Annotated in this window: 19 protein-coding genes; 6 read left to right on the forward strand and 13 right to left on the reverse strand. The window is 57.4% G+C overall.

The window, feature by feature from the left end:
* Positions 1 to 82: 82 nt before the first annotated feature.
* From hisH to ftsZ, 12 genes are all read right to left on the reverse strand, one after another.
* Positions 83 to 736, reverse strand: a complete 654-nt coding sequence (hisH, locus tag RQ935_RS01850) for an imidazole glycerol phosphate synthase subunit HisH (RefSeq protein WP_295027107.1) — start codon at positions 734 to 736, stop codon at positions 83 to 85.
* Positions 733 to 1,518, reverse strand: coding sequence for a hypothetical protein (locus RQ935_RS01855; protein ID WP_311496952.1), 786 nt, complete (start codon positions 1,516 to 1,518; stop codon positions 733 to 735). Before RQ935_RS01855 ends, hisH begins: the two co-directional genes overlap by 4 nt.
* 18 nt (positions 1,519 to 1,536) lie before the next feature.
* Complete coding sequence (gene hisB, locus RQ935_RS01860) at positions 1,537 to 2,151, reverse strand: imidazoleglycerol-phosphate dehydratase HisB (RefSeq protein WP_311496953.1); 615 nt, start codon at positions 2,149 to 2,151, stop codon at positions 1,537 to 1,539.
* Positions 2,148 to 3,287 (reverse strand): histidinol-phosphate transaminase, encoded by a 1,140-nt coding sequence (locus tag RQ935_RS01865; protein ID WP_311496954.1) that lies wholly within the window; start codon positions 3,285 to 3,287, stop codon positions 2,148 to 2,150. Before RQ935_RS01865 ends, hisB begins: the two co-directional genes overlap by 4 nt.
* Complete coding sequence (hisD, locus tag RQ935_RS01870) at positions 3,288 to 4,619, reverse strand: histidinol dehydrogenase (RefSeq protein ID WP_311496955.1); 1,332 nt, start codon at positions 4,617 to 4,619, stop codon at positions 3,288 to 3,290.
* A 117-nt stretch (positions 4,620 to 4,736) separates the two neighbouring features.
* Entirely contained in the window at positions 4,737 to 8,411 is a 3,675-nt protein-coding gene (dnaE, locus tag RQ935_RS01875) for a DNA polymerase III subunit alpha (RefSeq protein WP_307741731.1), read from the reverse strand.
* Positions 8,412 to 8,497: 86 nt separating this feature from the next.
* A complete protein-coding gene (locus RQ935_RS01880; protein ID WP_295027123.1) occupies positions 8,498 to 9,412 on the reverse strand; it encodes an RluA family pseudouridine synthase in 915 nt (304 codons plus the stop codon).
* Entirely contained in the window at positions 9,412 to 9,939 is a 528-nt protein-coding gene (locus RQ935_RS01885) for a signal peptidase II (RefSeq protein WP_307741732.1), read from the reverse strand. Before RQ935_RS01885 ends, RQ935_RS01880 begins: the two co-directional genes overlap by 1 nt.
* Positions 9,940 to 10,006: 67 nt before the next feature.
* Positions 10,007 to 10,654 (reverse strand): DivIVA domain-containing protein, encoded by a 648-nt coding sequence (locus tag RQ935_RS01890; RefSeq protein ID WP_307741752.1) that lies wholly within the window; start codon positions 10,652 to 10,654, stop codon positions 10,007 to 10,009.
* Between the two features lie 130 nt (positions 10,655 to 10,784).
* On the reverse strand, positions 10,785 to 11,084 hold the full coding sequence (locus RQ935_RS01895) for a YggT family protein (RefSeq protein WP_307741753.1): 300 nt from the start codon (positions 11,082 to 11,084) through the stop codon (positions 10,785 to 10,787).
* A gap of 103 nt (positions 11,085 to 11,187) precedes the next feature.
* Positions 11,188 to 11,652, reverse strand: a complete 465-nt coding sequence (locus RQ935_RS01900; protein WP_282921736.1) for a cell division protein SepF — start codon at positions 11,650 to 11,652, stop codon at positions 11,188 to 11,190.
* A gap of 220 nt (positions 11,653 to 11,872) precedes the next feature.
* The gene (ftsZ, locus tag RQ935_RS01905) at positions 11,873 to 13,384 is read right to left on the reverse strand and encodes a cell division protein FtsZ (protein WP_295027199.1); all 1,512 of its coding nucleotides are present in this window, start codon (positions 13,382 to 13,384) and stop codon (positions 11,873 to 11,875) included.
* A 213-nt stretch (positions 13,385 to 13,597) separates the two neighbouring features.
* Between ftsZ and RQ935_RS01910 the strand changes: the two genes are divergently transcribed.
* From RQ935_RS01910 to RQ935_RS01920, 3 genes are all read left to right on the forward strand, one after another.
* Complete coding sequence (locus RQ935_RS01910; RefSeq protein ID WP_295027127.1) at positions 13,598 to 14,425, forward strand: transporter substrate-binding domain-containing protein; 828 nt, start codon at positions 13,598 to 13,600, stop codon at positions 14,423 to 14,425.
* Between the two features lie 87 nt (positions 14,426 to 14,512).
* Complete coding sequence (locus RQ935_RS01915) at positions 14,513 to 15,166, forward strand: amino acid ABC transporter permease (RefSeq protein WP_295027130.1); 654 nt, start codon at positions 14,513 to 14,515, stop codon at positions 15,164 to 15,166.
* 26 nt (positions 15,167 to 15,192) lie between these two features.
* Positions 15,193 to 15,960 (forward strand): amino acid ABC transporter ATP-binding protein, encoded by a 768-nt coding sequence (locus tag RQ935_RS01920; protein WP_296182261.1) that lies wholly within the window; start codon positions 15,193 to 15,195, stop codon positions 15,958 to 15,960.
* A gap of 28 nt (positions 15,961 to 15,988) precedes the next feature.
* Here the strand turns inward: RQ935_RS01920 and RQ935_RS01925 are convergent, their stop codons facing one another.
* On the reverse strand, positions 15,989 to 17,413 hold the full coding sequence (locus tag RQ935_RS01925; RefSeq protein WP_311496956.1) for a hypothetical protein: 1,425 nt from the start codon (positions 17,411 to 17,413) through the stop codon (positions 15,989 to 15,991).
* A gap of 101 nt (positions 17,414 to 17,514) precedes the next feature.
* Between RQ935_RS01925 and RQ935_RS01930 the strand changes: the two genes are divergently transcribed.
* From RQ935_RS01930 to RQ935_RS01940, 3 genes are read left to right on the forward strand one after another with little or no spacing between them, the layout of a single operon-like run.
* On the forward strand, positions 17,515 to 19,257 hold the full coding sequence (locus RQ935_RS01930; RefSeq protein ID WP_311496974.1) for a hypothetical protein: 1,743 nt from the start codon (positions 17,515 to 17,517) through the stop codon (positions 19,255 to 19,257).
* Positions 19,258 to 19,266: 9 nt separating this feature from the next.
* On the forward strand, positions 19,267 to 20,814 hold the full coding sequence (locus RQ935_RS01935; RefSeq protein ID WP_297346601.1) for a hypothetical protein: 1,548 nt from the start codon (positions 19,267 to 19,269) through the stop codon (positions 20,812 to 20,814).
* Positions 20,814 to 22,115 carry an exopolyphosphatase gene (locus RQ935_RS01940; RefSeq protein WP_311496957.1) on the forward strand — a complete coding sequence of 434 codons (1,302 nt, stop codon included), beginning with the start codon at positions 20,814 to 20,816 and terminating at the stop codon, positions 22,113 to 22,115. Before RQ935_RS01935 ends, RQ935_RS01940 begins: the two co-directional genes overlap by 1 nt.
* Positions 22,116 to 22,231: the final 116 nt, after the last annotated feature.

Raw genomic sequence — 22,231 nt, forward strand, 5'->3', positions numbered from 1 at the left:
TCAAACTTATATGCACCCCATCCACATTCCAGCTACGGAGTAGCTAACTGATGACTAAACCGCCAGGAATGGCCCATCCGCGCTAGAGCATCTCTAGCCAGTTTGCGAACACGCGAGCCCCGGCTGGTCCGGACTTTTCCGGATGAAATTGGGTGGCGCACAAGGCTCGGTTTTCCACGGCCGCCACAAAGTCGGCTCCGTAATGTGCCCAAGACACGAGCGGGGGGCGGAACAGCCGCCGTGATTCCTCATCCATTCCCAAGGCCTCAGCGGGGTCGCTGAGACAAGCGTAAGAGTGTACGAAATAGAATCTCTCTCCGTCGAGCCCCGCCAACAGCTGCGACTGGGCCGGGACATGCACTTTTGACCAGCCCATATGCGGTAAACGCGCCGCCGGCAGCGCCGTCACCATTCCGGGCCATTGATCCAGCCCGGCGGTGACTTCCCCGTTTTCGTCTCCGGAAGTAAACATGACCTGCAAGCCGACACAGATGCCAAGCACCGGGCGGCCTCCAGCGAGCCGACGTTCAATCATCAACGGCGCCCGCGAGGCCTGCAGGGAACGCATTACCGCCGCGAAGGCTCCCACTCCGGGAACGACCAAACCGTCGGCCTGCGCGACTTCAGCCGCGTCAACCGAGAGAGACACCCGGGCTCCCGCCCGCTCCAGGGCGTGCGCGACGGAAAGCACATTGCCGTATCCGTGATCCAGAACGACAACTTTAGGGTCAGTCATGAGGCGTCCCCCCGCCCTTCTGAGTCCTCACCCCAGGCCGCGTCATCGGAGGAATCTGCCTGACCATGTTGACGCCGGCGTTCCTCGCGGGAATCTTTGATGCCTTTACCCAGCATCCGCAACGCTTTCCAGCGGGGCATATCGACGGTATCAACCGCCCCGTCCACATCTGACGGATTGACCCTCCCCAGCACCAAATCCTCGATGACCATTGGCATCTGCGCAATGACCAGGCCGGCCGGCAAATCCACTTCAAAAGCCTGATTGGCCCAGCGGCCCGCCAGGACTTGACCGGTCACTCCGGGTTCCTGTTCGGTGCCGGGAGCCAGCAGGGCAGAAAACACCACCACCGGCATTCGAATAATCTCAGTAAGCGTAGACGCCACCGTATCCAAGTCCGAGTCCAGCTCATTGAGGCTTTCAACCAGCAGTGCCATTCCCCACTGTTCTTCGGTCAACTCCAGGTTTTGTACCACCAGCGCCCCGGCGTCCGTCGGCACCACCACGGCCGAAATATCACTCAACGCACACAGCGCCCCCAAGGCTTCCGCCGAAGCCACCGGAGTTAAGAAACACGCGGTGGCTCGCCGGTTCACCAGCGGAGGCTCCGATTCTTCCGGTAAATCCAGCGTTTCGTCCGAACCTGTCACTGGGGATTCGGGCTCAAAGTCAACATCTCCCAATTTGGCGATGAGGTCGGCAAACTCGGCATCGTAGGCTTGCTGATCGCCAGGTTTGTCCCCTCTGTCCTCGGGATTTCGGGGTTCTTGCGGTTCACTCATCACTAGCCTTCCCCGACGTTACAGAGTTCCTTTGGTGGAGGGGACGCCCACCACCCGCGGATCGTATTCCACCGCGGCCTTTAACGCCCGCGCCAAGGCCTTGAATTGGGCCTCCACGATGTGATGCGGATCGCGTCCTGCCAACAGGCGCAGATGCAGGCATATCCCGGCATTTAACGCCAGGGACTCAAACACGTGATAAGTCAACGAACCGGTGAAGTGCCCTCCGATGAGGTGATACTGCTGGCCTTCCGGTTCCCCTTCGCAAACGACGTAGGGCCGTCCCGCCAAATCCACCACGGCGTGAGCCAAAGCCTCGTCCAACGGCACACAAGCGTCACCGTAACGGCGGATACCAGCCTTGTCCCCCAACGCTTCGCGCAGAGCCTGACCCAACACGATGGCCGTATCCTCCACCGTGTGATGGACATCAATGTCGGTGTCCCCCGAGGCTTCGATGTCCAAATCAATCAGGGAATGACGTGCCAAAGCGGTGAGCATGTGGTCATAGAACGGCACCGTGGTGTGAATGTTGGCTGAGCCGGTCCCGTCCAGGTTCACCCGCACCTTTACCCGTGATTCTGACGTTTCCCGCGTGACCTGCGCCACCCGGGGGGTCCGAGTTTCGTTCATTGCAATACCTCCTTAAGGGCGGAAAGAAACACCTCAGTTTCCTCCTCGGTGCCCACGCTGGCTCGCAGCCAGCCATCGGGGCCGACTACGCGAATCAACACGCCGCGGTCAAGCAAATCTTGCCAGACTTTTTGGCGGTCGCTGAACTTTCCAAAGAAAACAAAGTTCGTATCCGATTCTGCCACGCTCAACCCCATTTCTCGCAGGGTTTGCACCATCTGGTCGCGAGTGTGGCGCATTTTGTCCACCTGGGCTTGCAGTAAATCTGACTGGGATAGCGCCGCCAGAGCTGCCGCCTGGGTCAGAGCCGACAGGTGATAGGGCAATCGCACCAGCATGAGCTGGGAAATAATCTGGGGATGAGCCGCCAGGTACCCCAACCGCAAACCGGCCATCGCGAAAGCCTTGGACATGGTTCTGGACACCACCAGGTGTTGGTGCGCCGCCAACAGTTCCAGTGCGGAAGGCACCCCGTCACGGCGAAACTCGCCGTAGGCTTCGTCAATGACCACCAGGGTCGCGCTCCCCTGCGGCCCGCTGGTGCGGGTAAAATTCAGGATTTCAGCCACGTCCGCGGAGCTCAGGTGGGTTCCCGTGGGATTGTTGGGGGAAGCCAGCACCAGCAGCGCCGGGTGTGCACGGTCTACGGCTTTCCTCAACGCAGCCACGTCCACGGAGAAATCCTCTCGCCGCGGCACGTCCAGCAACTCGGTCAGGGTGTTGCGGGCATATTCGGGATACATCGAGTACGTGGGTGAGGACGACAGCGCCGGATGTCCCGGCCCCCCAAAAGCGCTGAACAAATGATGCATGACCTCGTTGGAGCCATTGGCGGCCCACAACCATTCTGGAGCCACCCGCACTCCAGATTCCCGCTCCAGATAGTCGCTCAAGGCAAGGCGTAGAGCCGGAAAATCCCGGTCGGGATAACGATTCAGGCTGCCCGCCGCCTCGTGCACTGCCGCGGTAATCGCCTCTACCACCGGAGCCGGCACCGGATAGGGGTTTTCGTTCACATTGATGGCCACCGGTACCTGCAGCTGGGGCGCCCCGTAGGGTTCGAGCCCTGCCAAGTCCTCGCGCAAGGGCAGTTGCATGGAGCCTTCCGGCGTGACGATGGCGTCTGTTGGGCTCATTTACTTGCCTTCCCGACGTGCCAGCAGGGATGCTCCGTGGCCTTCCAGGTCCTCGGCATGGCTGAATACCACCAGGCGGTCGGTCAGCGCGTCCGCGGCCTGTTGGGTGTATTCAATCTGTTGCACGGACTTCAGGAATGCCATCACGTTCAGGCCCGAAGCGTGGGAGGCGGTGCCTCCGGTGGGCAAGACGTGGTTGGAGCCTGCCAGGTAGTCCCCCAGCGGCACCGGGGTGTAGTCGCCGACAAAGATCGCCCCCGCATTGTGAATTTTTGCTGCCACTTCGCGGGCACCAGCGGTTTGAATTTCGAGGTGTTCAGCTCCGTAAGCGTTAGCCACGGCAATGGATTGTTCGATATCTCGAGTGAGGATAGCGCCCGACTGCGGCCCGGATAGGGCGGTGGCGATGCGTTCGTGATGGTCGCGTTGGGGAACTTGACGCTCCAGTTCTGCTCTCACCTGAGTCACAAGGTCGGTCGAGTCGGTAATGAGGACCGAGGCGGCGACCGGGTCGTGCTCGGCTTGGCTGATTAGATCCGCAGCGACAAATTTCGGCGTGGCGCTGCTATCAGCAATTATGGCAATCTCGGTAGTGCCGGCTTCCGCGTCGATACCGCAGACGCTGGACACCACACGTTTCGCGGCCGCAACATAGATATTGCCCGGACCGGTAACGACGTCCACAGGCTCCACCAAAACCTGACCGTCGTCTGGCGTTTCGCCCTTGGCGCCGTAAGCAAACGCACCAATCGCTCCGGCCCCGCCCATGGCATAGACTTCGTTCACGCCCAGTAAGGCGCAGGTCGCCAGCACGGTGGGGTGTACCGAGCCATCGAAAGCCTGCTGCGCCGGAGAGGCCAAAGCAATCTGGCTCACCCCCGCCACTTGTGCCGCCACCACGTTCATGATGACCGAGCTGGGATAGACCGCGAGCCCGCCCGGAACGTACAGGCCCACGCGCCGCACCGGAATCCAGCGTTGTGTAACGGTGCCGCCGGGAATAATTTCGGTAACGACCGGGCGAGGCAGCTGCGCCTCGTGACCTTTCCGGTTATTAGCAATGGACGTTTCAATCGCCTCGCGCAGCCCCGGATCCAGTTCCTGTAAAGCTCGCTCAATTTCAGCCGTCGGGACCCGCAACAGGCGCGGTCGCACCCGGTCAAACTGCTCGGCTTGGTCACGCAAGGCCTTAGCACCTTCGCGGCGCACCGCATCGATTAGGGGCGCTACCGCCTCCACAGCCCGCTCGACATTGAGAGCCGCCCGCGGCAGCCGCTCACGTAGCACCGCGGCATCTACGTTTTCTTTTGAAAAATCCAATACGTTGAACACGGTATTTATCTTAACAGCTAACTGACCAGCCCGGAAACCCCGCAAACCCGGTGCGTCAAGCAGACCCGGCTGGTGAAACGGTGAGGGACTACCGGGACAACCCGCAGCGCGAAACGGCTAGCTGCCGGTGTCGAACAGGGTGGCCTCCGGGGATTCTGGAGGCACGGGGGGATTCGGGTCCAGCTCGGCCAGTTCGGCGGCCGCGGTGGATTCTAAGGGGTTAGTTCCCGGAGTGATAATCGAGTCATATCCCAGCATGGCGCGCAGCTCGCCTAAGAAATCCGGGCCGGCGTTAACCAGGCGTTCGGGACCCAAGTCCAGAACCTGTAGCTCCCCTTGCTCCAAAATATGCAGACGCACGGGAGCCTGGCCGGGGAAACGCTCCAGCAGGGCCCCAAAAGCACGCATATTCTCTGTCGTACAGCGCTCAGCGGGTAGCAATAAATCAACTTCGTCCAAGTGATCCAGATGTAGCGATAAGTTCGGCACGCTCAGGTCGCTGGCGTAAATCGAAACGGATTCATCCTCACGGCGCAGCCGTCCACCGACCACCACGATATTGTCTTGGACCAGGTCAGCGGCAATGTTTTCGTAGGTTTTCGCAAAGAACAGCACTTCCACAGAGCCGGTCATGTCCTCGATTTTCGCAATCGCCCACTGCTGGCCGGAACGTTTGGAAATTTTTACGTTAACCGCTGTCACCAAACCGGCAATTTTGACCGGGGAATCATTGTCTTTGCCTTCGTCCGAGGTCAAATCCACGATATGGTCCTCAGCCAGGCCTTCCAACACCCGTTTCATCCCCGAGAGCGGGTGGTCCGAAACATACATTCCCAACATTTCACGTTCAAACGCGAGCAGTTCGTTCTTGGGCCACTCCGGGAGATCGGGAATATCGATGCTGGCTGAACCCAGCAAATCATCCTCTGCCTCGGCCCCATCCATCTCTAGGGCCGCGAACAGGTCGAACTGCCCATTGGACTCTTGACGTTTCGTGGACACCACCGCTTCCACTGCCTGTTCATGAATCACGGTAAGGGCGCGGCGCGAAGCCCCGAAAGCGTCAAATGCTCCGGCCTTAATGAGTGAACCGATGGTGCGTTTGTTGCAGACTTCCGCCGGAACTTTTTTCAGGAAGTCGGAAAAGGACGTGTAGGCACCTTTTTCCTGCCGCGCCTTGATGATTTCCGCCACCACGTTTTCTCCGACGTTGCGAATCGAGGCCAGTCCAAAACGAATGTCGTTTCCGTCAGGTGCAAAAGCCCCATAGGACTGGTTCACGTCAGGAGGCAAGACCCGAATCCCCATGCGACGCACCTCGTTCAAATACATCCCCAGCTTGTCTTTATCCGTCTGGGTAGTCAGCACGGCCGCCATATATTCGGTCGGGAAGTTTGCCTTGAGATAGGCAGTCCAGTACGCAATCAGCCCGTAAGCGGCTGAGTGAGACTTGTTGAACGCATAGTCGGCGAAAGGCACCAGGATATCCCACAGGGTTTTACAGCAATCCTCGGAGTAGCCGTTAGCAATCATCCCATCGTGGAATTTCACGTACTGTTCGGCCAGGACGTCTTTCTTCTTTTTCCCCATGGCTTTACGCAAAATATCGGCCTGCCCCAGTGTGAACCCGGCGACCTTTTGGGCGATAGCCATGACCTGTTCCTGATAGATAATCAGGCCGTAGGTGTAGCCCAGGATATCTTTCAGCGGTTCTTCCAGCTCACGATGAATCGGCTCAATCTTTTGCAGACCGTTTTTCCGAAATGCATAGTTCGTGTGGGAATTCGCCCCCATCGGTCCGGGTCGATACAGTGCCACCAAAGCGGAAATATCATCGAACTCGGTAGGCCGCAGCTGCTTCAGCAAGGTGCGCATCCCCCCGCCATCGAGCTGGAACACCCCCAAAGTCTCGCCCGTGGACAGCATTTCATAAGTCGTTTTGTCATCAACTTCCAAACGCTCAAGGTCGGGTGGGGTTTTCCCGTTAATCTTAATGTTGTCCAGGGCATCGGAAATAATGGTGAGGTTCTTTAGCCCCAGGAAGTCCATCTTTAGCAGACCCAGGTGCTCACAAGTCGGGTAGTCGAACTGGGTAATCATGGCTCCGTCTTGCGGGCGTTTCATCATCGGAATGACGTCGGTCAAGGTTTCCCGCGACATGATGACCGCACACGCGTGGACCCCCCACTGGCGCACCATGCCCTCCACGCCGGCTGCCAGGTCAAAAATTTGGCGGTTAAAGGGATCTTCAGCCACGACTTTGCGGAATTCTTCTGCCTCTTTGTAGCGGGGATGCTGCGAATCGTACATGCCGGACAACGGGATGTCTTTACCCATGACCGCCGGCGGCATCGCCTTGGTGAGCTTTTCACCTTTTGAGAAATCCGCGCCCGAAATGCGTGCCGCGTCCTTAAGGGCTTGTTTTGATTTAATCGTGCCGTAGGTCACGACCTGGGACACTTTGTCCTTGCCGTATTTGCGGGTCACGTAGTCAATCACATCTTGACGGCGACGATCGTCGAAATCCACGTCGATATCCGGCATGGACACCCGCTCCGGATTAAGGAACCGTTCAAACAACAGCCCGTGCTTGATGGGGTCCAAATCCGTGATACGCATGGCGTAGGCGACCATGGAGCCAGCGCCGGAGCCGCGCCCCGGTCCGACACGAATTCCGTTGTCCTTCGCCCATTGGATGTAGTCCGAAACAATCAGGAAGTAGGAGGGGAATCCCATTTGGATAATAATCTCAACCTCGTAGTCGGCGCGTTTGCGGACTTCCTCGGAGACACCGTTCGGGAACCGATACTGTAAACCACGTTCGACTTCCTTAATGAACCAGGATACTTCGTCTTCTCCAGCTGGCACCGGGAAAACCGGCATGAAGGTGCCTTCCTTCACGTCTGGGAATTCAACATTGCACTGCTCGGCAATCAACAGGGTATTGTCCAGAGCCTCGGGGATTTCCGCAAACAGTTCGTGCATTTCTTCGCTGGGTCGCAGATAATAATCCGTGCCGTCAAAGCGGAATCGATCCGGGTTGGACAGCCGATCTCCGGAGTTGATGCACAGCATCGCGTCTTGAATTTCCCGGTCTTCCTTATAGACATAGTGAGAGTCATTGGTAGCGATGACAGGTGCATTGATTTCCCGAGCTAAGCGCAGCAAGTCTTTGCGTACGCGGTTTTCGATGGATAGACCGTGATCCATCAGCTCCACATAAAAATTGTCTTTGCCAAAGATGTCCTGCAGTTCCCCGGCAGCCCGCCGGGCCTCCTGGTACTGCCCCAACCGCAACCGGGTCTGGACCTCCCCGGAGGGACAGCCTGCCGTGCCAATGAGCCCCTCGTGATAGCGCTCCAACAGTTCCCGGTCAGCCCGCGGCCATTTTCCCATCTGTCCGTCCAGGGAGGCGTACGAGCCCAGCCGGAACAGGTTGTGCATTCCCTCGGTAGTTTGGGACAACAGCGTCATATGCGTATAGGCACCCCGAGCAGACACGTCATCACCGGCCTTTTGCTGCTCCAAAGTCCCCCACTGCACTTTCGTGGTGTCGAAACGCGAAGTTCCCGGAGTGACATAGGCTTCCAAGCCGATAATGGGTTTAATCCCGGCATCATGACATTCTTGATAAAACTCAAAAGCCCCGAACAGGTAACCATGATCGGTGATCGCCACGGCCTTTTGCTGGTTTTCTACCGCTTTGGCGACCAGCCGCTTAATCTTTGCCGCCCCATCCAAAATCGAGTAGTCAGTGTGGACATGAAGATGGACGAAATCGGATTTGGGCATGGGTTAATCCTAGTCGATTTTTGCTTAGTGAAGCTCCGCAGCCCTAGTCTCCCAGGTGGGGACGCGAGTCGAGATTTTCAGCCCTACTATTGACGCAAAAGCTCTAAAGCCGCCGCTAAATCAGCTGGTAGCGGAGCCTGCACCGCGACTTCCAGCCCGGTTCGCGGGTGTTTAAACGCCAGCCGACTGGCATGCAGCCATTGCCGCTCCAGTCCCAGCCGAGCCGCCGTTTTCCGATCCGCTCCATATTCTGTATCACCTACCAAGGGGTGCCCGATAGCCGCGAGATGCACGCGAATCTGGTGGGTACGTCCCGTCTCCAGCTGGACTTTCAACAAAGTTGCTCCCGAAAGTTCCTCGGTGACGTCGTAGTGCGTCACCGCGGGCTTTCCACCGGACACCACCGCCATCTTAAACTCACGCCCCGGCGCCCGTCCGATGGGGGCATCAATAGTTCCTACTGGGGGTTTTACCCTTCCCGTAGCTAGGGCGGTATAAATTTTTTCGACCCGGTGGTAGCGAAACTCGTTTTTCAGTTTGCCGTAGGCGAGTTCCGATTTTGCGACCACCATCGCTCCCGATGTTCCCGCGTCTAAACGATGCACGATACCTTCGCGTTCCACCGGACCGGAAGTTGACACCGGAATCCCGGCAGCACGCAGCGCCCCAACTACCGTAGGCCCCTCCCAACCGGGGCCGGTGTGAGCGGCGACCCCGGCCGGCTTGTCCACCACCACCAAATCATCATCGGCATATAAAATTCCCAAGTTTTCCACGCGGGTGACTTCGGGAACATAGCCGGTAGGTTCGGGAATTTCGATTTCCAACAGACTTCCCGGGGTCAGTTGATCGGATTTTTTCAGAGTCTCGCCGTTTTGCGTGGCCGCTCCCGATTCCAACAGAGTTCCCGCTTTTGCTCGTGACAGCCCCAAAAGCCGCGACAATCCCACGTCAGCGCGAAGCCCCGCAAGTCCCTCCGGTACCGGCAACAAACGACTCACTAATCTTTATCCTTTTCGAGACCATCCTGATCTGTACCCTCTTCGGCGCACCTCGGTTTGGGTTCGGATTGAGGAGTGGCGAACAGCGGTACGCCGCGAACCAGCAAAACGAAGACTACCGCTACCCCAACAACTACGAAAATGTCAGCCACATTGCCGACGAACCAACCGAAGTAATCGATAAAGTCAACGACCTCTCCGGTACCCCATGTCGGACCTTGGAACCTATCTACCAGGTTCGCCAGTCCCCCTCCCGACACAACCGCCAAGGTGTAAGCCCACATCCGGCTGTGTGTCGAGAAAGACAACACAGTCAATATAAACACCAATATCAAGCTAAATATGGTCACGACCAGGGTCTGGCCCTGACCAATAGACAAAGCGGCACCGGGGTTGTGAGTGAGGTGCAGTGTCACGTATGAGCCCAGCAGAGGCTGCGGCTCTGTACCGGCAACCAGGAAACGCTGGGCCAGACGTTTCGTCATCTGGTCGATGCCGCCCACCACCACCATGATTAAAAGCACCATCAGCCAGCGGGAGAAACGGTGGGGATCTCCCGTCGGCTGATGACTAAAGATGGATTTGAACGACAACTTAGTTGGTCGGTGCGGAACTCGCCAAGTCCGAAAGAATGCCTTCCAAGAACGAACTCATCTTGGCGCGATACTCGGATTCAAAAGTCTTGAGCTCTTCAATCTTGCGCTCCAACATGCCGCGTTCTTGTTCCAACTGCGCCAGGACGCGGGAATGCTCTTGCTCTGCCTCGGCAATAATACGATCGGCTTCGACGCGAGCATCGGCAATGATTTCTTCGCCCTTCTTTTGGCCGTCTTGCACGTATTCGTCGTGCAGACGTTGCGCCATATCCAGCATGGAGACCGCAGAAGTCGACTCGGGGGCCTCTGCAGTAGCCGGAGCAGATTCCACCACCGGGGTAGGTTCGGGAGTGGCCGGCTCGGGAACTGCTTCTGCCGCTGGCGCCACACCGCTGCTCAGTTCGGCAATCTTGCGGTTTGCTTCATCCAGCTCGGCCCGGAGCGCATCACGCTCTTTGGTCAGGGTATCGAGGGTATTCACCACCTCGTCCAAGAAATCGTCCACTTCATCCTGGTCATAGCCTTCGCGGAATTTCGTGGGCTGAAACTTCTTGTTGACGATGTCATCTGTGGTGAGCAACGCCATATTCGTCACCTCGTCCGTATCAGGGGGCTTGCGCCCCGATTTCCAAAACCTTTTGGGCATTCGCACGTTTTGTACAAAAGACATTGTTACACATTTTTTGTTACTTGTGTGAATACTGAGGTTTAAAACTTACTCCGAAAGAGGGGAAATTTGCTAATTGCCCAGAGCGATGAAAATGGAAAAACGGCGTCTAAACCATAAAAGTGAGCCTGACCACCAACCATTGCAATCCGAACAGGAGGATGAAGAACACTAAAAACCCCATGTCAAGCGCCAATCCGCCGATACGAAGCGGAGGTATCAAACGCCCAAAAAAGCGTACCGGTGGATCTGTCAAGGCATAAATCAAGTTAGCCAACACCAAAATAATTCCCCGGGGGCGCCAATCTCTAGCCAAAATCTGGACCCAGTCCAGAACTACCCTCAGAACCAGGATGAAAACATAGACGTTTATCACGTAGTAAATAACCAAGCCGATGAGTCGTACCATATCCACGCAGACAATCCTACCTGACAGCGCTCGGCTAAACAGACCAAGTTTCCCCCATCACTGGACGCGATGGGGGAACCTCAGAATGGAAGGAAATTAGCAGTCACAAAGTCTGCAAAAGGGAGGCCGAGCGATTCGGACTAGCCTCGATAGTCTTAAGGTTCTGCGGGGAAAGCAGGAACACTCGGGTGCCAACTTCCTCAAAAGAACCGCGCAGACCGTAAGTCAAGCCGGAAGCAAAGTCCACCATGCGCTGTGCTTCCTTGGCGGAAAGATAAGCCAGATTGAGGATGACTGGCACATTGTCGCGCAGGTAGTCTCCTATTTCTTTGGCATCCGAGTACGTGGTGGGCTTGGCCGTCTTAATCCGGTCAATAGTGCCGATTGGCGCCTCAGCAGGAGCGTCCGGGTGGGTGTGCGGAGCAGTTTCCGATTCGGTGGAACCGGGAAATTCATGAAGCTCACCCAAAGGAGCTTCATCTTCGAGGAATTCCTCATCTTCGTAATCGTCGATGTCGGGTTCCCGCAAGCCGACCTTCTCTAAAACGTTACGCAGCGCCAGACCCATAATTTCTCCCCTAGGTTTCGGTGTGATTTGGACAACTGGAATGAGACTATGCGAAGACCGGTGGTTTATTGGGGAATTTTTACGGAGTGTCGCTAATCAGAGCGAAAAATTGCGAAAGCCGCCCCGTCGATGACTGTTAGTCAACGACGGGAACGGTTTCTTTTGGGAGAGAGGAAAAAGTTTCGAGCTGCGCCGGTATCGCCCCTGGAGCGCAGTGGAATTATTTCAAAAAGTCCGGAATGTCGAGTTCATCGTCTGCCGCGATGTCGTCAAAGACGTGTTCCAGGCGCAGTGCTGGCGCACGCTGTTCCCGGGAGGAATCAACATAGTCCGGTACGCTCGCCGCATCGGGCGACACTGGACGAATCCCTGAGGTAACGGCTAGAGGCTCCCGCTTTGCGTCAGGAATTCCGTTCAGGCCGGTGAGTTTGATTTCCGGTTGATGCGTCTCTGACTTGGGCCGCAAGGCGCCCACCGCCTCGGTTCCAGCGGGGAACTTCGGGGCTTTCAACTCGGGAACTTTCGCAGCCGGTTCGTGGCGGTGCTGAGCCAGCCGGGCCTCGATTCCGTCAAGGATTTCTTCCTTTTCAGAAGCAGGTTCAGCAGTTGCCGGGGCGGGCTTCGGCGTCGCCGGAGCTTCCGCATTCGGCTGCGGTGCCGTCTGCTGGCTCGGTTCGTTAGTCCGGGGCGAAGCCGGCTGCTTGGCACTCGGAGCGGCCGGGGCGGGACGCGCTGCTGTGGCACGGGCGGCAGATGACTTCTGAGCGGCATGCGCGGAGGTGGCATATCCACCCTTGCCTTCAAAGCCCGCGGCGATAACCGTGACTTTAATCTCATCAGCAAATTCTTCGTTCGGGGCGTAACCGATAATGACGTTAGCGTCTGGATCGGCCAGTTCGCGAACCATCTGGGCAGCATCGTTCATCTCTTGCATCCCCAGGTCCGTCCCGCCTTGGAAGAAGATGAGCACACGGTCAGCCCCGTCCATAGAGCTTTCTAGCAGCGGCGAAGAGATTGCCATCTCTACTGAGCTGAGAGCCCGATCCGGGCCAGTAGCGGTGCCAATGCCCATCAGCGCGGTCTTGGCATCTTTCAATGTGGTGGTCACGTCAGCGAAATCGACATTGATGGTACCGGGGATGGTGATGATTTCGGTGATGCCCTGTACGGAGGATTGCAGGACCTGGTCAGCGGCACGGAAGGCTTCCAGTACCGAGAGGTTGGCATCCGTAGATTCCAACAGACGTTGGTTAGGAATGACAATGAGGGCATCAACTTGTTCACGCAGCGCTTCGATACCTCGATCGGCTTGTTGCTCTCGACGACGTCCCTCAAATTGGAAAGGCCGAGTAACCACACCGATGGTCAAAGCGCCGAGCTCACGGGCGATACCGGCCACAATCGGTGCCGCGCCCGTGCCGGTGCCACCACCCTCACCAGCGGTGACAAAAACCATGTTGGAATCGCGCAGCGCCTCACGGATATCTTCCTCGTGAGCAGACGCTGCCGCTTTGCCAACTTCGGGATCAGCTCCAGCGCCCAACCCGCGGGTGGACTCCCTGCCAATCTCGAGTTTGACATCAGCATCCGACATCAGCAGGTCTTGTGCATCGGTGTTAATCGCGATGAACTCGACCCCGCGCAGATTTGATTCAATCATCCGGTTTACCGCGTTGACACCGCCGCCTCCGACGCCTACGACGCGGATGACTGCCAGTGGTGCTGGTTCCATCATGGTTTTCCCCTTCCAACCTTAACCTTGAACTTAAGGGTTAAAGTAATGCCGTCTTTTTGACGCCAGAAATTTAGTGAGTGTTGTGCAATTAACCGGGATGCGCTTCGGCGTGTTTTGGAATTTCAGATTTTTGACGCAGTTTAATTCCCGGCGGCCACACTGTTAGACTGCGAAAGGCAAAAGCAATTTTCACTATCTAAAGGAAAAACAATGGTTTTTAAAAAAATTGTCAGCCTGGCGGCGGGCCTCGCCGTAGCTTTTTCTTTGACCGCTTGCGGCGGCGATTCATCTAACAACGCCGGCACCGAAGGGGGCAACACCGCGAAAAGCGCGGGCGACAAGTTCGTGGTCGGCTTTGACGCAAACTTCCCGCCTTACGGCTACAAGGACGAAACGACTGGAGAATACACCGGTTTCGACTTGGATCTAGCTGCCGAGGTAGCGGAGCGCAACGACTGGACCCTGGAAAAGAAACCTATTGACTGGGATGCCAAAGATATGCAACTCGATTCTGGATCGGTGGACTGCTTGTGGAACGGTTTCACCATGAACGGCCGCGAGGACAAGTACACCTGGTCAAAACCTTATGTAGATAACTCCATTGTTTTTGTAACCCGCAGCGCGGACAACCTGAAAGACGCCGCGGCTCTGGAGGGCAAGACCGTCATTGTGCAGGCTGATTCTTCCGGTTTGGCAGCCCTGGAGGACGAAGCCAACAAGGATTTGCTCGCTTCGTTCAAAGCCCTGAACAAAGTTCCCGACTACAACAACGCGTTCATGAGTCTGGAAGCCGGGGCGGCCGATGCGGTGGCCGTGGACATCGGTGTCGCCAACTACCAGCTGGAGACGCGAAAGAAGGGACTGTTCACCATCATGGAAAAGCCGGTGCAGACCGAACAGTACGGCGTGGGCTTCAAACTCGGCAACGAAGCCCTGCGCGACCAGGTACAAACCACCCTGGATGAGATGATTGCGGACGGTAAGTTCATGGAACTGGCCCAGAAGTACGGCTTGGAAAACGCCGTCATCACCAAGTAAACGTAGCCAAAGTTGAGTTTTCGGTGTCCCTCTTAGCGCGGGACAGCGGTCAGCGGCACCGAAAACTCCTCAGTTTTAGAATGCAACATGAACGAGTGGACTTTCCTTCCTGAACTGGCCTTGGGCTTTGGTCGGACCGTGATTCTGTTCGCGTTGACACTGGTCATTTCCCTCCCCCTGGGATTACTGGTGTACGCCGGGCGGGTGGTCCCTTTTAAACCCCTGAACTGGATAGTTCAGTTCTATATCTCGATTATGCGCGGCACTCCCTTGATGCTGCAGCTCATGGTCGTTTATTTCGGGCCCTATTACCTGTTCAAAGTGCCTATCAGCGCGTCTTACAATTTCTGGGCTGCCATCATTGCCTTTTCAATCAACTACGCTGCCTATTTCGCCGAAATTTATCGCGGCGGTTTCCAAGCTATCCCCCAAGGGCAAACTGAAGCGGCATTTGTCCTAGGCTATTCCCAGCAGCGCACTTTCTATACCATCAAGTTGCCCCAGATGTTTCGCACGGTGCTGCCCTCCATCACTAACGAAGTCATCACCCTGGTCAAGGACACTTCTCTGGCCCAGGTCATTTCCTTCTTGGAAATGTTTTCTATCGCCAGGGAATACGCCTCCACCACCGCTTCCATGGCACCTTTCGTCGCTGCCGGCATTTTCTATTACGTCTTTAACATGGTGGTGGCCGTGACCATGAACAAGTTGGAAAAACGCGTCAGCAAGTATCAAATCTGAAACAGTCACCAGCAAAGCAGGGAATCATGAGCACCGCACTATCTATTAAAGACATGCACAAGAGCTTCGGCGATTTGGAAGTCCTGAAGGGTGTCTGCGTACAGGTCGAGCAGGGCGAGGTCCTGGCGATTCTGGGCCCTTCCGGTTCAGGGAAGTCCACCTTGCTGCGCTGTGCCACTTTCCTGGACTACATGGATTCCGGGAGCATCGAATACTTCGGAGAAACCGCTCTGACCATGAAAAACGGGGAAAAAACCTCGAGCGGTGATGAAAAACGGTTCCGGCATGACTACGGATTGGTGTTCCAGAATTTCAACCTGTTCCCACACTGGAACGTCATGCGTAACCTCACCGACGCCCCAATCAAAGTTCAGCATCGCAATCCCGCTGAAGTCCGCACTGAAGCCCAACAGCTCCTGGAGCGCATGAACCTGGCAGACAAAGGCAACGCTTACCCCTCCGAGCTGAGCGGGGGTCAAAAGCAGCGCGTGGCCATCGCCCGGGCGCTCGCGTTGAAACCGCGAATGCTGTACTTTGACGAACCGACTTCCGCGCTGGACCCGGAGCTGACTGGTGAAATCCTAGCCATTATCCGCTCTCTGGCTGACGAACGCATGACGATGGTTATCGTCACTCACGAGATGGAGTTTGCCGCCCAGGTCGCTGACCGTGCCGTTTTCATGGACGGCGGGACCGTATTGGAAGAAGGCCCCGCGGAACAGCTCATTCACCACCCCACTCAGGAGCGCACTCGCCAGTTCCTCCACAAACTCCAGGGCGAACAGCCGCACTAACGCCGCTTTTGACCAGGCCGCGGCAAAGCTAGGCGGATTGGGATTCCGAGTGGGACCCAGCAGCCGATGATTCCGCGGCGCTGGCCGAGTCATGCGACATCTGCATCCGCGCCAGGGATGTCAGCATCCGAATCTCGGGGCCCAGGCGCCGCACGGAGGGGAAATTCGTCTGTTCCAGCCCTCCCAACAGCAGCAAAGCGTCGAATCCTTGGTTGCATTCCAGCAGTGCTCGCGCCCGCAGCAGCCGCGCCATGAACCGTGCGTCCCCTTCGGTTCCTTGCAGCAACAGACCGTCAGGTAGGGGATGTGAATCCAGCAGCCCCAGAGAGGACGACACCTCAACATTGCCGTTACGTTCGTCATAACGGGCCGCCAGAGTGGCGGCTGCCTGGCCCAGCAAATCGCGAGCCTGTGCGACAGTCGGGTGTACCAAGGCGGGAATCTCGTGGAAACGCGAAGTCGGAGCCAGCGACACTTTCAAGGAATACCTCCCGTATCCAGCCCAGTCCAAAGACTCCAAAGCCCCGATGATAGCGCGCATCCCAACCAACAAATCCCACGGGTCGTGAGTATGGCGGATTAAACCCAGGTGCCGCTCCAGCAGCAGGAGCAGGCGCGGCCACATTCCCGCCACCCCCAGGAACCGGAAATGTTCACTAATCTCGGAAAGCCGGGATTCCTCGCGGTCATATTCATAAGCCACCAAGTGCGCTTCCCAGGCGACCTGCCAGGCATCCGTGGCTACCAGCCCGGGCAGCATAACCCTTAGCAGTCGCGCCTTTTGCGGACCGGGAAGCTCATGAGTCAACATCCGCCACGAAACCTGCAGCGCCTGTTCAGGGTGGCGTTCCCAAGCCAGTTCTACCTGAGAAATATCGACCGCACGTCCCAGCGCCGGATGATCCGCCAGGGTAATCCGGTCAATAGCGCGGTCCAAGAAATACCGGTCACTAGCGGGGTTCCCCAACGCCTCCCGCATCCGATGGCGTAAATAGTCTCCGGCCGCTGACGAGGGTCCCAGGCTATCTTGGAAAGCCTGCAAACCTGCCAGTAAATGATTCAACAGTGACAGGGGAACGTCGGGGTGAGTGCAAGCGCTTTCAATAACGTCGGGATAGTACCGGGCGAGCTGCTCCAGCTGGCGTGAATCATACAGTTCCGGGCGGTGCAGCAAACGCGTCAACGTTGAGGAAAATGCTTCCAGTGCCTTACCGGGGTTACGCCCTTCCAAATAGCAGCCAATCAGCTCAATTTCAGCCCCGGCCAGCAAGTCATCGTAGCCGGCGTCACGCGCCGCACTCACCACGTCCAAAGTCGCTTTCGTGCGTGGCAGCCCTGGCGGGATCGAAGCCGCATTCATCAACTGCGTGGCTAACACCGCAGCACTGTAAGAGGCAGAATCATCCGATGCGGAGTCGAAGGAGTAAGCATCATCTGAAAACGTTATGCTCAACAGACTCCCCCTTAAACTATCCCGGTTAAACTCACCATACCGGCGCGCGTTGCCCCGGCGCGCGTGACACACCGGGAAACCGGACGGGGGAACTCGTGAATATGCAAGAATGGGTGCTGATGAGCATTTTCGAGTCCGACGGTTTCGTTCCGGGAGTGGATCCAGAGATTCTGTCCAAGCAGATTGGCGATGATCTGGAAACCGCCCTGGGTGAACCCTTGAGTTTAGAGCGCCTGCACCGCTTGGAGGAACTGGCGACTTTGGCTCAAAAACACGGCCTGGACGAAACGGAAACTACCGTCCGCTTGGAACTCGTGTGGGATGCTCTCGAATCCGGCGACACCGAATCCGCCTTAGCCACTCTGTCGTGGGTGTTGCAGCAGGTCGCGCAGGGCCAAATGGTTCCCAACCAGACTCAAAACCAGGTCATTGCCCAGCAGATGCTGCAAATCCCCACCCTGGCAGCCCGACACCCCGGCGTGAACGCGAAACTACTCGAGCACCTGACTTTTTGGATGGAATATTTCACGACTGAAGCGGGTATTTCCTTGCGTTCCCGCTGGATTACCCGTCACCAGGTGGAACTGGGACGAGGCCACCGGGAAGCCGCTCGCGAAGCTCTCGATATTATTTCCGCTCTGGAACAGGTGCCTCGCGAGGTCCGTGACGAAGCGGACTGTCCCCTGCACCATTTTCGTTCCCGCATCGCCTGGGCGGTCAACGCTTCGGAGTTTCCCCAAGCCCTCTCCCTGTACCGCGACGCATTGGAACGCTGCGCCGAGTCAGATTGGCAGTGCATTCAACCTGATGACATCAACCCCCTTTTGATGCTGCCGCTGTCTTGGGCGGGCGAGGGCGACGCGGCGTGGCGCGCCCACGAACGCTCTTACCGCCACCAGACCGAAACGTCCCAATACCTCGGCGACATTGCCTCTCACCTGCGTTTTTGTGCGGCTACTTGGAACATTTCCGAGGGTTTGGAGCTGCTGGAAACCCACGCGCAGTGGTTCTCTAACCCCGAGGACCCTTGGGATTTGCTGGTGGCGACCCGTTCGGCGGCGACTTTCCTCTCCCGAGCCGTGGGGGCGTTCATCGGGACGGGCACGAAAGTGCCACCCCTCGGTTTTACTATCAACGGGTCGAATCGCTGGCTTCCTTTCGAGAGTCTCAACCCGACAGATACCCTGGCGCTGGCACAAGCCCGGCTGGAGTCGGTCGCCATGAAACTTGCTCTGGCTTTTGACTCCCGCAACGCCAACAACACCATGTCCACGCGGGTCATTCAAAGCCTGCACGAAGCCCCGCTGTGTTCTTTCGCTTCGGTAAAAGACCTTTTGAGCGCCCGTTTTGGTGTGAAAAATCTGCTCGCTGAACAGGGCTTGAGCGAAAATAGTCCGGAATGGGTGCTGCCCGACCTAGATGACCCGTCCTGGTTGCGCCAACCCGTTCCAGAGTTTCGATTGCTGGACTTTTCACAGGCCGCTGCGGTTGAGAAACAGTTGCGGGCTTTCGAGGAATTAGTCGATTTTTCGGCGCTGCCGGCCGCAATCTCTGTTGATAAGGAACGCTTGGTACTGGGGGCAAACCGGGTGACGTTCCTGGCCGCGGCCGGGAAGTGGAACGCGGTTATCGATACGGGCGAACTGCTGCTGGAAATTGGTGAACGAATTGATGATCATCGTCAATCGCTGCGTTTGGCGTGTTACCTGGTGCAAGCCTATTGGCAGTTGAACGATTTGGGCGCAGCGCGCAACTGGCTGGTGCGAGCTGATGAATTCGTAGATGCTACTGTTTCGGACAAACCTCGCGCGCTTTTGGACGATTTGTCCCTGTTGGCGGGATAAACTTTCCTCATGCAACGTTTCACCCTTCCTCCCGTTCCAGATTCTCTGGATGAGCTGTGTGAAGCGTACACAGATGCCACCGGCTCTTACGCATGGCGTCTGGCTGACCGGATGCTGCGGACTTTTCCCAATGCTCCCCTCAGCGCGGTGGCGCCCCACCACGCTATTTCGTTCCTACGATTGCGGGCGACCATTTTGGACGCTTTGGGGGATGTCAGCGCGTGTCGGGCTATCTTTAAGTTCGCCGCCACCCAAGCCGCGGGGGCGGGCGATATTGTGTCTCAAGCGGCGGCTCTCGCGCAGCTGCACGTAGACCGGTCTTTCCGTCTCGATGATGACACCGAACACGGTTCGCCTTTTGTAGGGGCAATTCGTCAAGATTTGCGAGACATCGTGGATTTGCTGTTGGATAACCCCGCGGCGATGACGCAAAATCCAGATTTGACCACCGCTACCCTCGCCCATCTGGTTCACGGGTTCGCCCTTATCGGTGCCAACGCCGATGGGCGGGAAACCCTGGACCAAGCTCGGGTCATCTGTCCCGAAAAAGAATCCCTCAAAGCCCGTTTGGACTTGGCTGACGCCGTGTTGTTGGCTTGCAGCGGGCAGATCGATGAGGCCTTAGAATTCGGCGAGCTTATCTTAGGGCGTGATTCCGAGGATCCCCTGGCTCTGCAAGTCGAGGTGCGCGAGTTCCTGGGGACCTGGTATCGGGCTATCGGCCGTCACGTGGACGCGGCTAACCACCTCAGAATTGTGACCGACCTGTGCCGCGACTACGACCTGCCCTATATGGCGGTCGTTGCGGCGATGGAACAGATTTCTTCCCTGGTGGAATTGAACAAACTGGAAATCGTAGTTGATTTGGCTTCGTGGGCTCTGGACGTAGCCCACGATCTCGGCATCAACAACGAGGTGGTGCGAACCTTGGACATCGTCTTGGTCCAAAGTTTGGCCAGTTTGGGGCGTCACATTCAGGCCGTCAACTGTGCTGAAATCGCCGGCACCCGAGCGCGGGAGCACGGGGACGTTGATACCGCCATTCTGCTCTATGAAATGGGAGCGAAATCCGCCAGAATCAGTGGGGACCAGGCTCGCGCCGCGAACCTCTACGGTTTTTGCGCCGAACTCGCCGGCGGCGAAATTTCGCTGCAAGCCCGTTTCCTCCGCAAAGAATCTGCGGCCATTTTGGCCACCGTCGGACTGAAACCTCCCCGCGAAAAGCCCTCCGAGGAACCTTGTGCAGTTCCCCACACGGCAGACACCCCCGCCGCGAGAGTGGACGCTGAAACTCTAAAACACCTCGAGACTGCCCCGAATATTAATTCCATCGAAGCTCGTACCGCACTGTCCTTAGCGAAAGACCTCATGGATGAAGCCCTCTCCCTGTTGATGTCCACCCCGAAAGGAGAACGCGGCCTCGCCGCCCCGGAACTCGCCAAGTGGAATGAACTGCGCGCTTGGATGGCCGAGGTCGAGGAGGGTGCTCAGCCATCGGTAGCGTCTGACGAAAGTGCCCAGCTACCGCCAGATTTGCCTAGGGAGGACGAAGCATAATGGTCAATCGGATGGATACCACGCTGCTGCTGCCGGATTTAGCCAACCAGTATGCCACGGCGTCCCACTCCGTCAGCTTGCGCCTGCTCGCCTATGCTCTGCAGTCTTTCCCCCTAGCCGAGCCTTTCGCCCCTAGCCCCAATCGCAGCGAGACAGAAAATCTGAATATTTTGCGTCTTTGGGCAGACATGCTGGTGGCTCGCGGTGAAAACGGCGCGGCTGCCTCCACTTGGAAGCAAGTTGCGGTGTGGTGCCACCACCTGGACGACTTGCAGGGCGCTACCTACGCCCTGGTGCAAGCCCATGCCCTGCTCTTGCCCCAGATTCCCCCGGCAGAGGCTTCCGACACCGCGGCGCAGCTGATTAAGTTCCTCATCAGAGTCCCCGATTCGCGGGAAAAGTCTGAATCGATGATTGTTTTGGCAACCAGTCTGCTGGAACTGGGGGATTTGCGAGCCGCCCAAATCCTTCGCGACGAAGCGGCCGGCAGCTCGGCTCACGTTCGCCTTGATTCTGCGCTGTTACAAGCGAAAATATTCCTGGCTCAGGGACACCGGGAACAGGCACAGTTTTTCCTTGACGATTTGGAATGCAACCCGGGGATATTTTCTGACGTGCAAGGTGCCCGCATGACTATTGGCATGTTTCGCCTGAGCCTAGATCAGGACAGCGGAGACCTCGCCGCGGCGCTGGAGCGAGTGAAAACGTTATCCCAGCAGGCTAAATCAGAGGGTCTGCTGCTCCAACAAGCCCTGCTGAGCGCCACGCGTACTGAGATCAGCGCCGAAATGCACCTGGATCAGGACGTCATCGTCCACGGCATCGAAACCCTCCAACTATTTGACCAGCTGAATCTGGGAGAAACCCGCCGCATCGGCATCAAAGCGATACTGGCTCGTTCGCTAGCGCGAATGGGGCGCGCCAAGAAAGGCATTGAATATGCCGAGGAAGTGTCGGCTTGGGCGCAAAGCCACGAAAATCTGGAACTGGAGCAAGAATTTACGGTCATCGCCGCGGACTTGGCGGCGCGCGACCTGCAAGGTATCCGCGCCGCCGGGCTCTATGGCTGCGCCGCGGATTTGTACAGCGAACAACCGCTCTTGCGGGCTCGCTACCTGCGAAAATGCGCGGTGCAACTGGTTTATTCCGCCGGGTCGGACCGGGAAACCACTATCCGCTGGGCGCTTTCGCTGCTGCGCGAAGCCGGGGATTTGCTCCACGGCATGGAACGCGACGGCGAAGTCGCCGCGGAACTCTCCGCTTGGGAATTCGACCGCCTGTGGATTCGCACCCGGAAATAGCTCGCCTGCCCGTAAACCGATGACAGGCGTGGTTTGTGTCCCCGGAAAGACGGCCACACCCCCGTGGTGCCTCATGTCAATTTGAGCGCGAAAGTTAGGTTGTGCGTCATTTAGTT

Source organism: uncultured Mobiluncus sp., assembly GCF_963511525.1.
Classification (GTDB): domain Bacteria; phylum Actinomycetota; class Actinomycetes; order Actinomycetales; family Actinomycetaceae; genus Mobiluncus.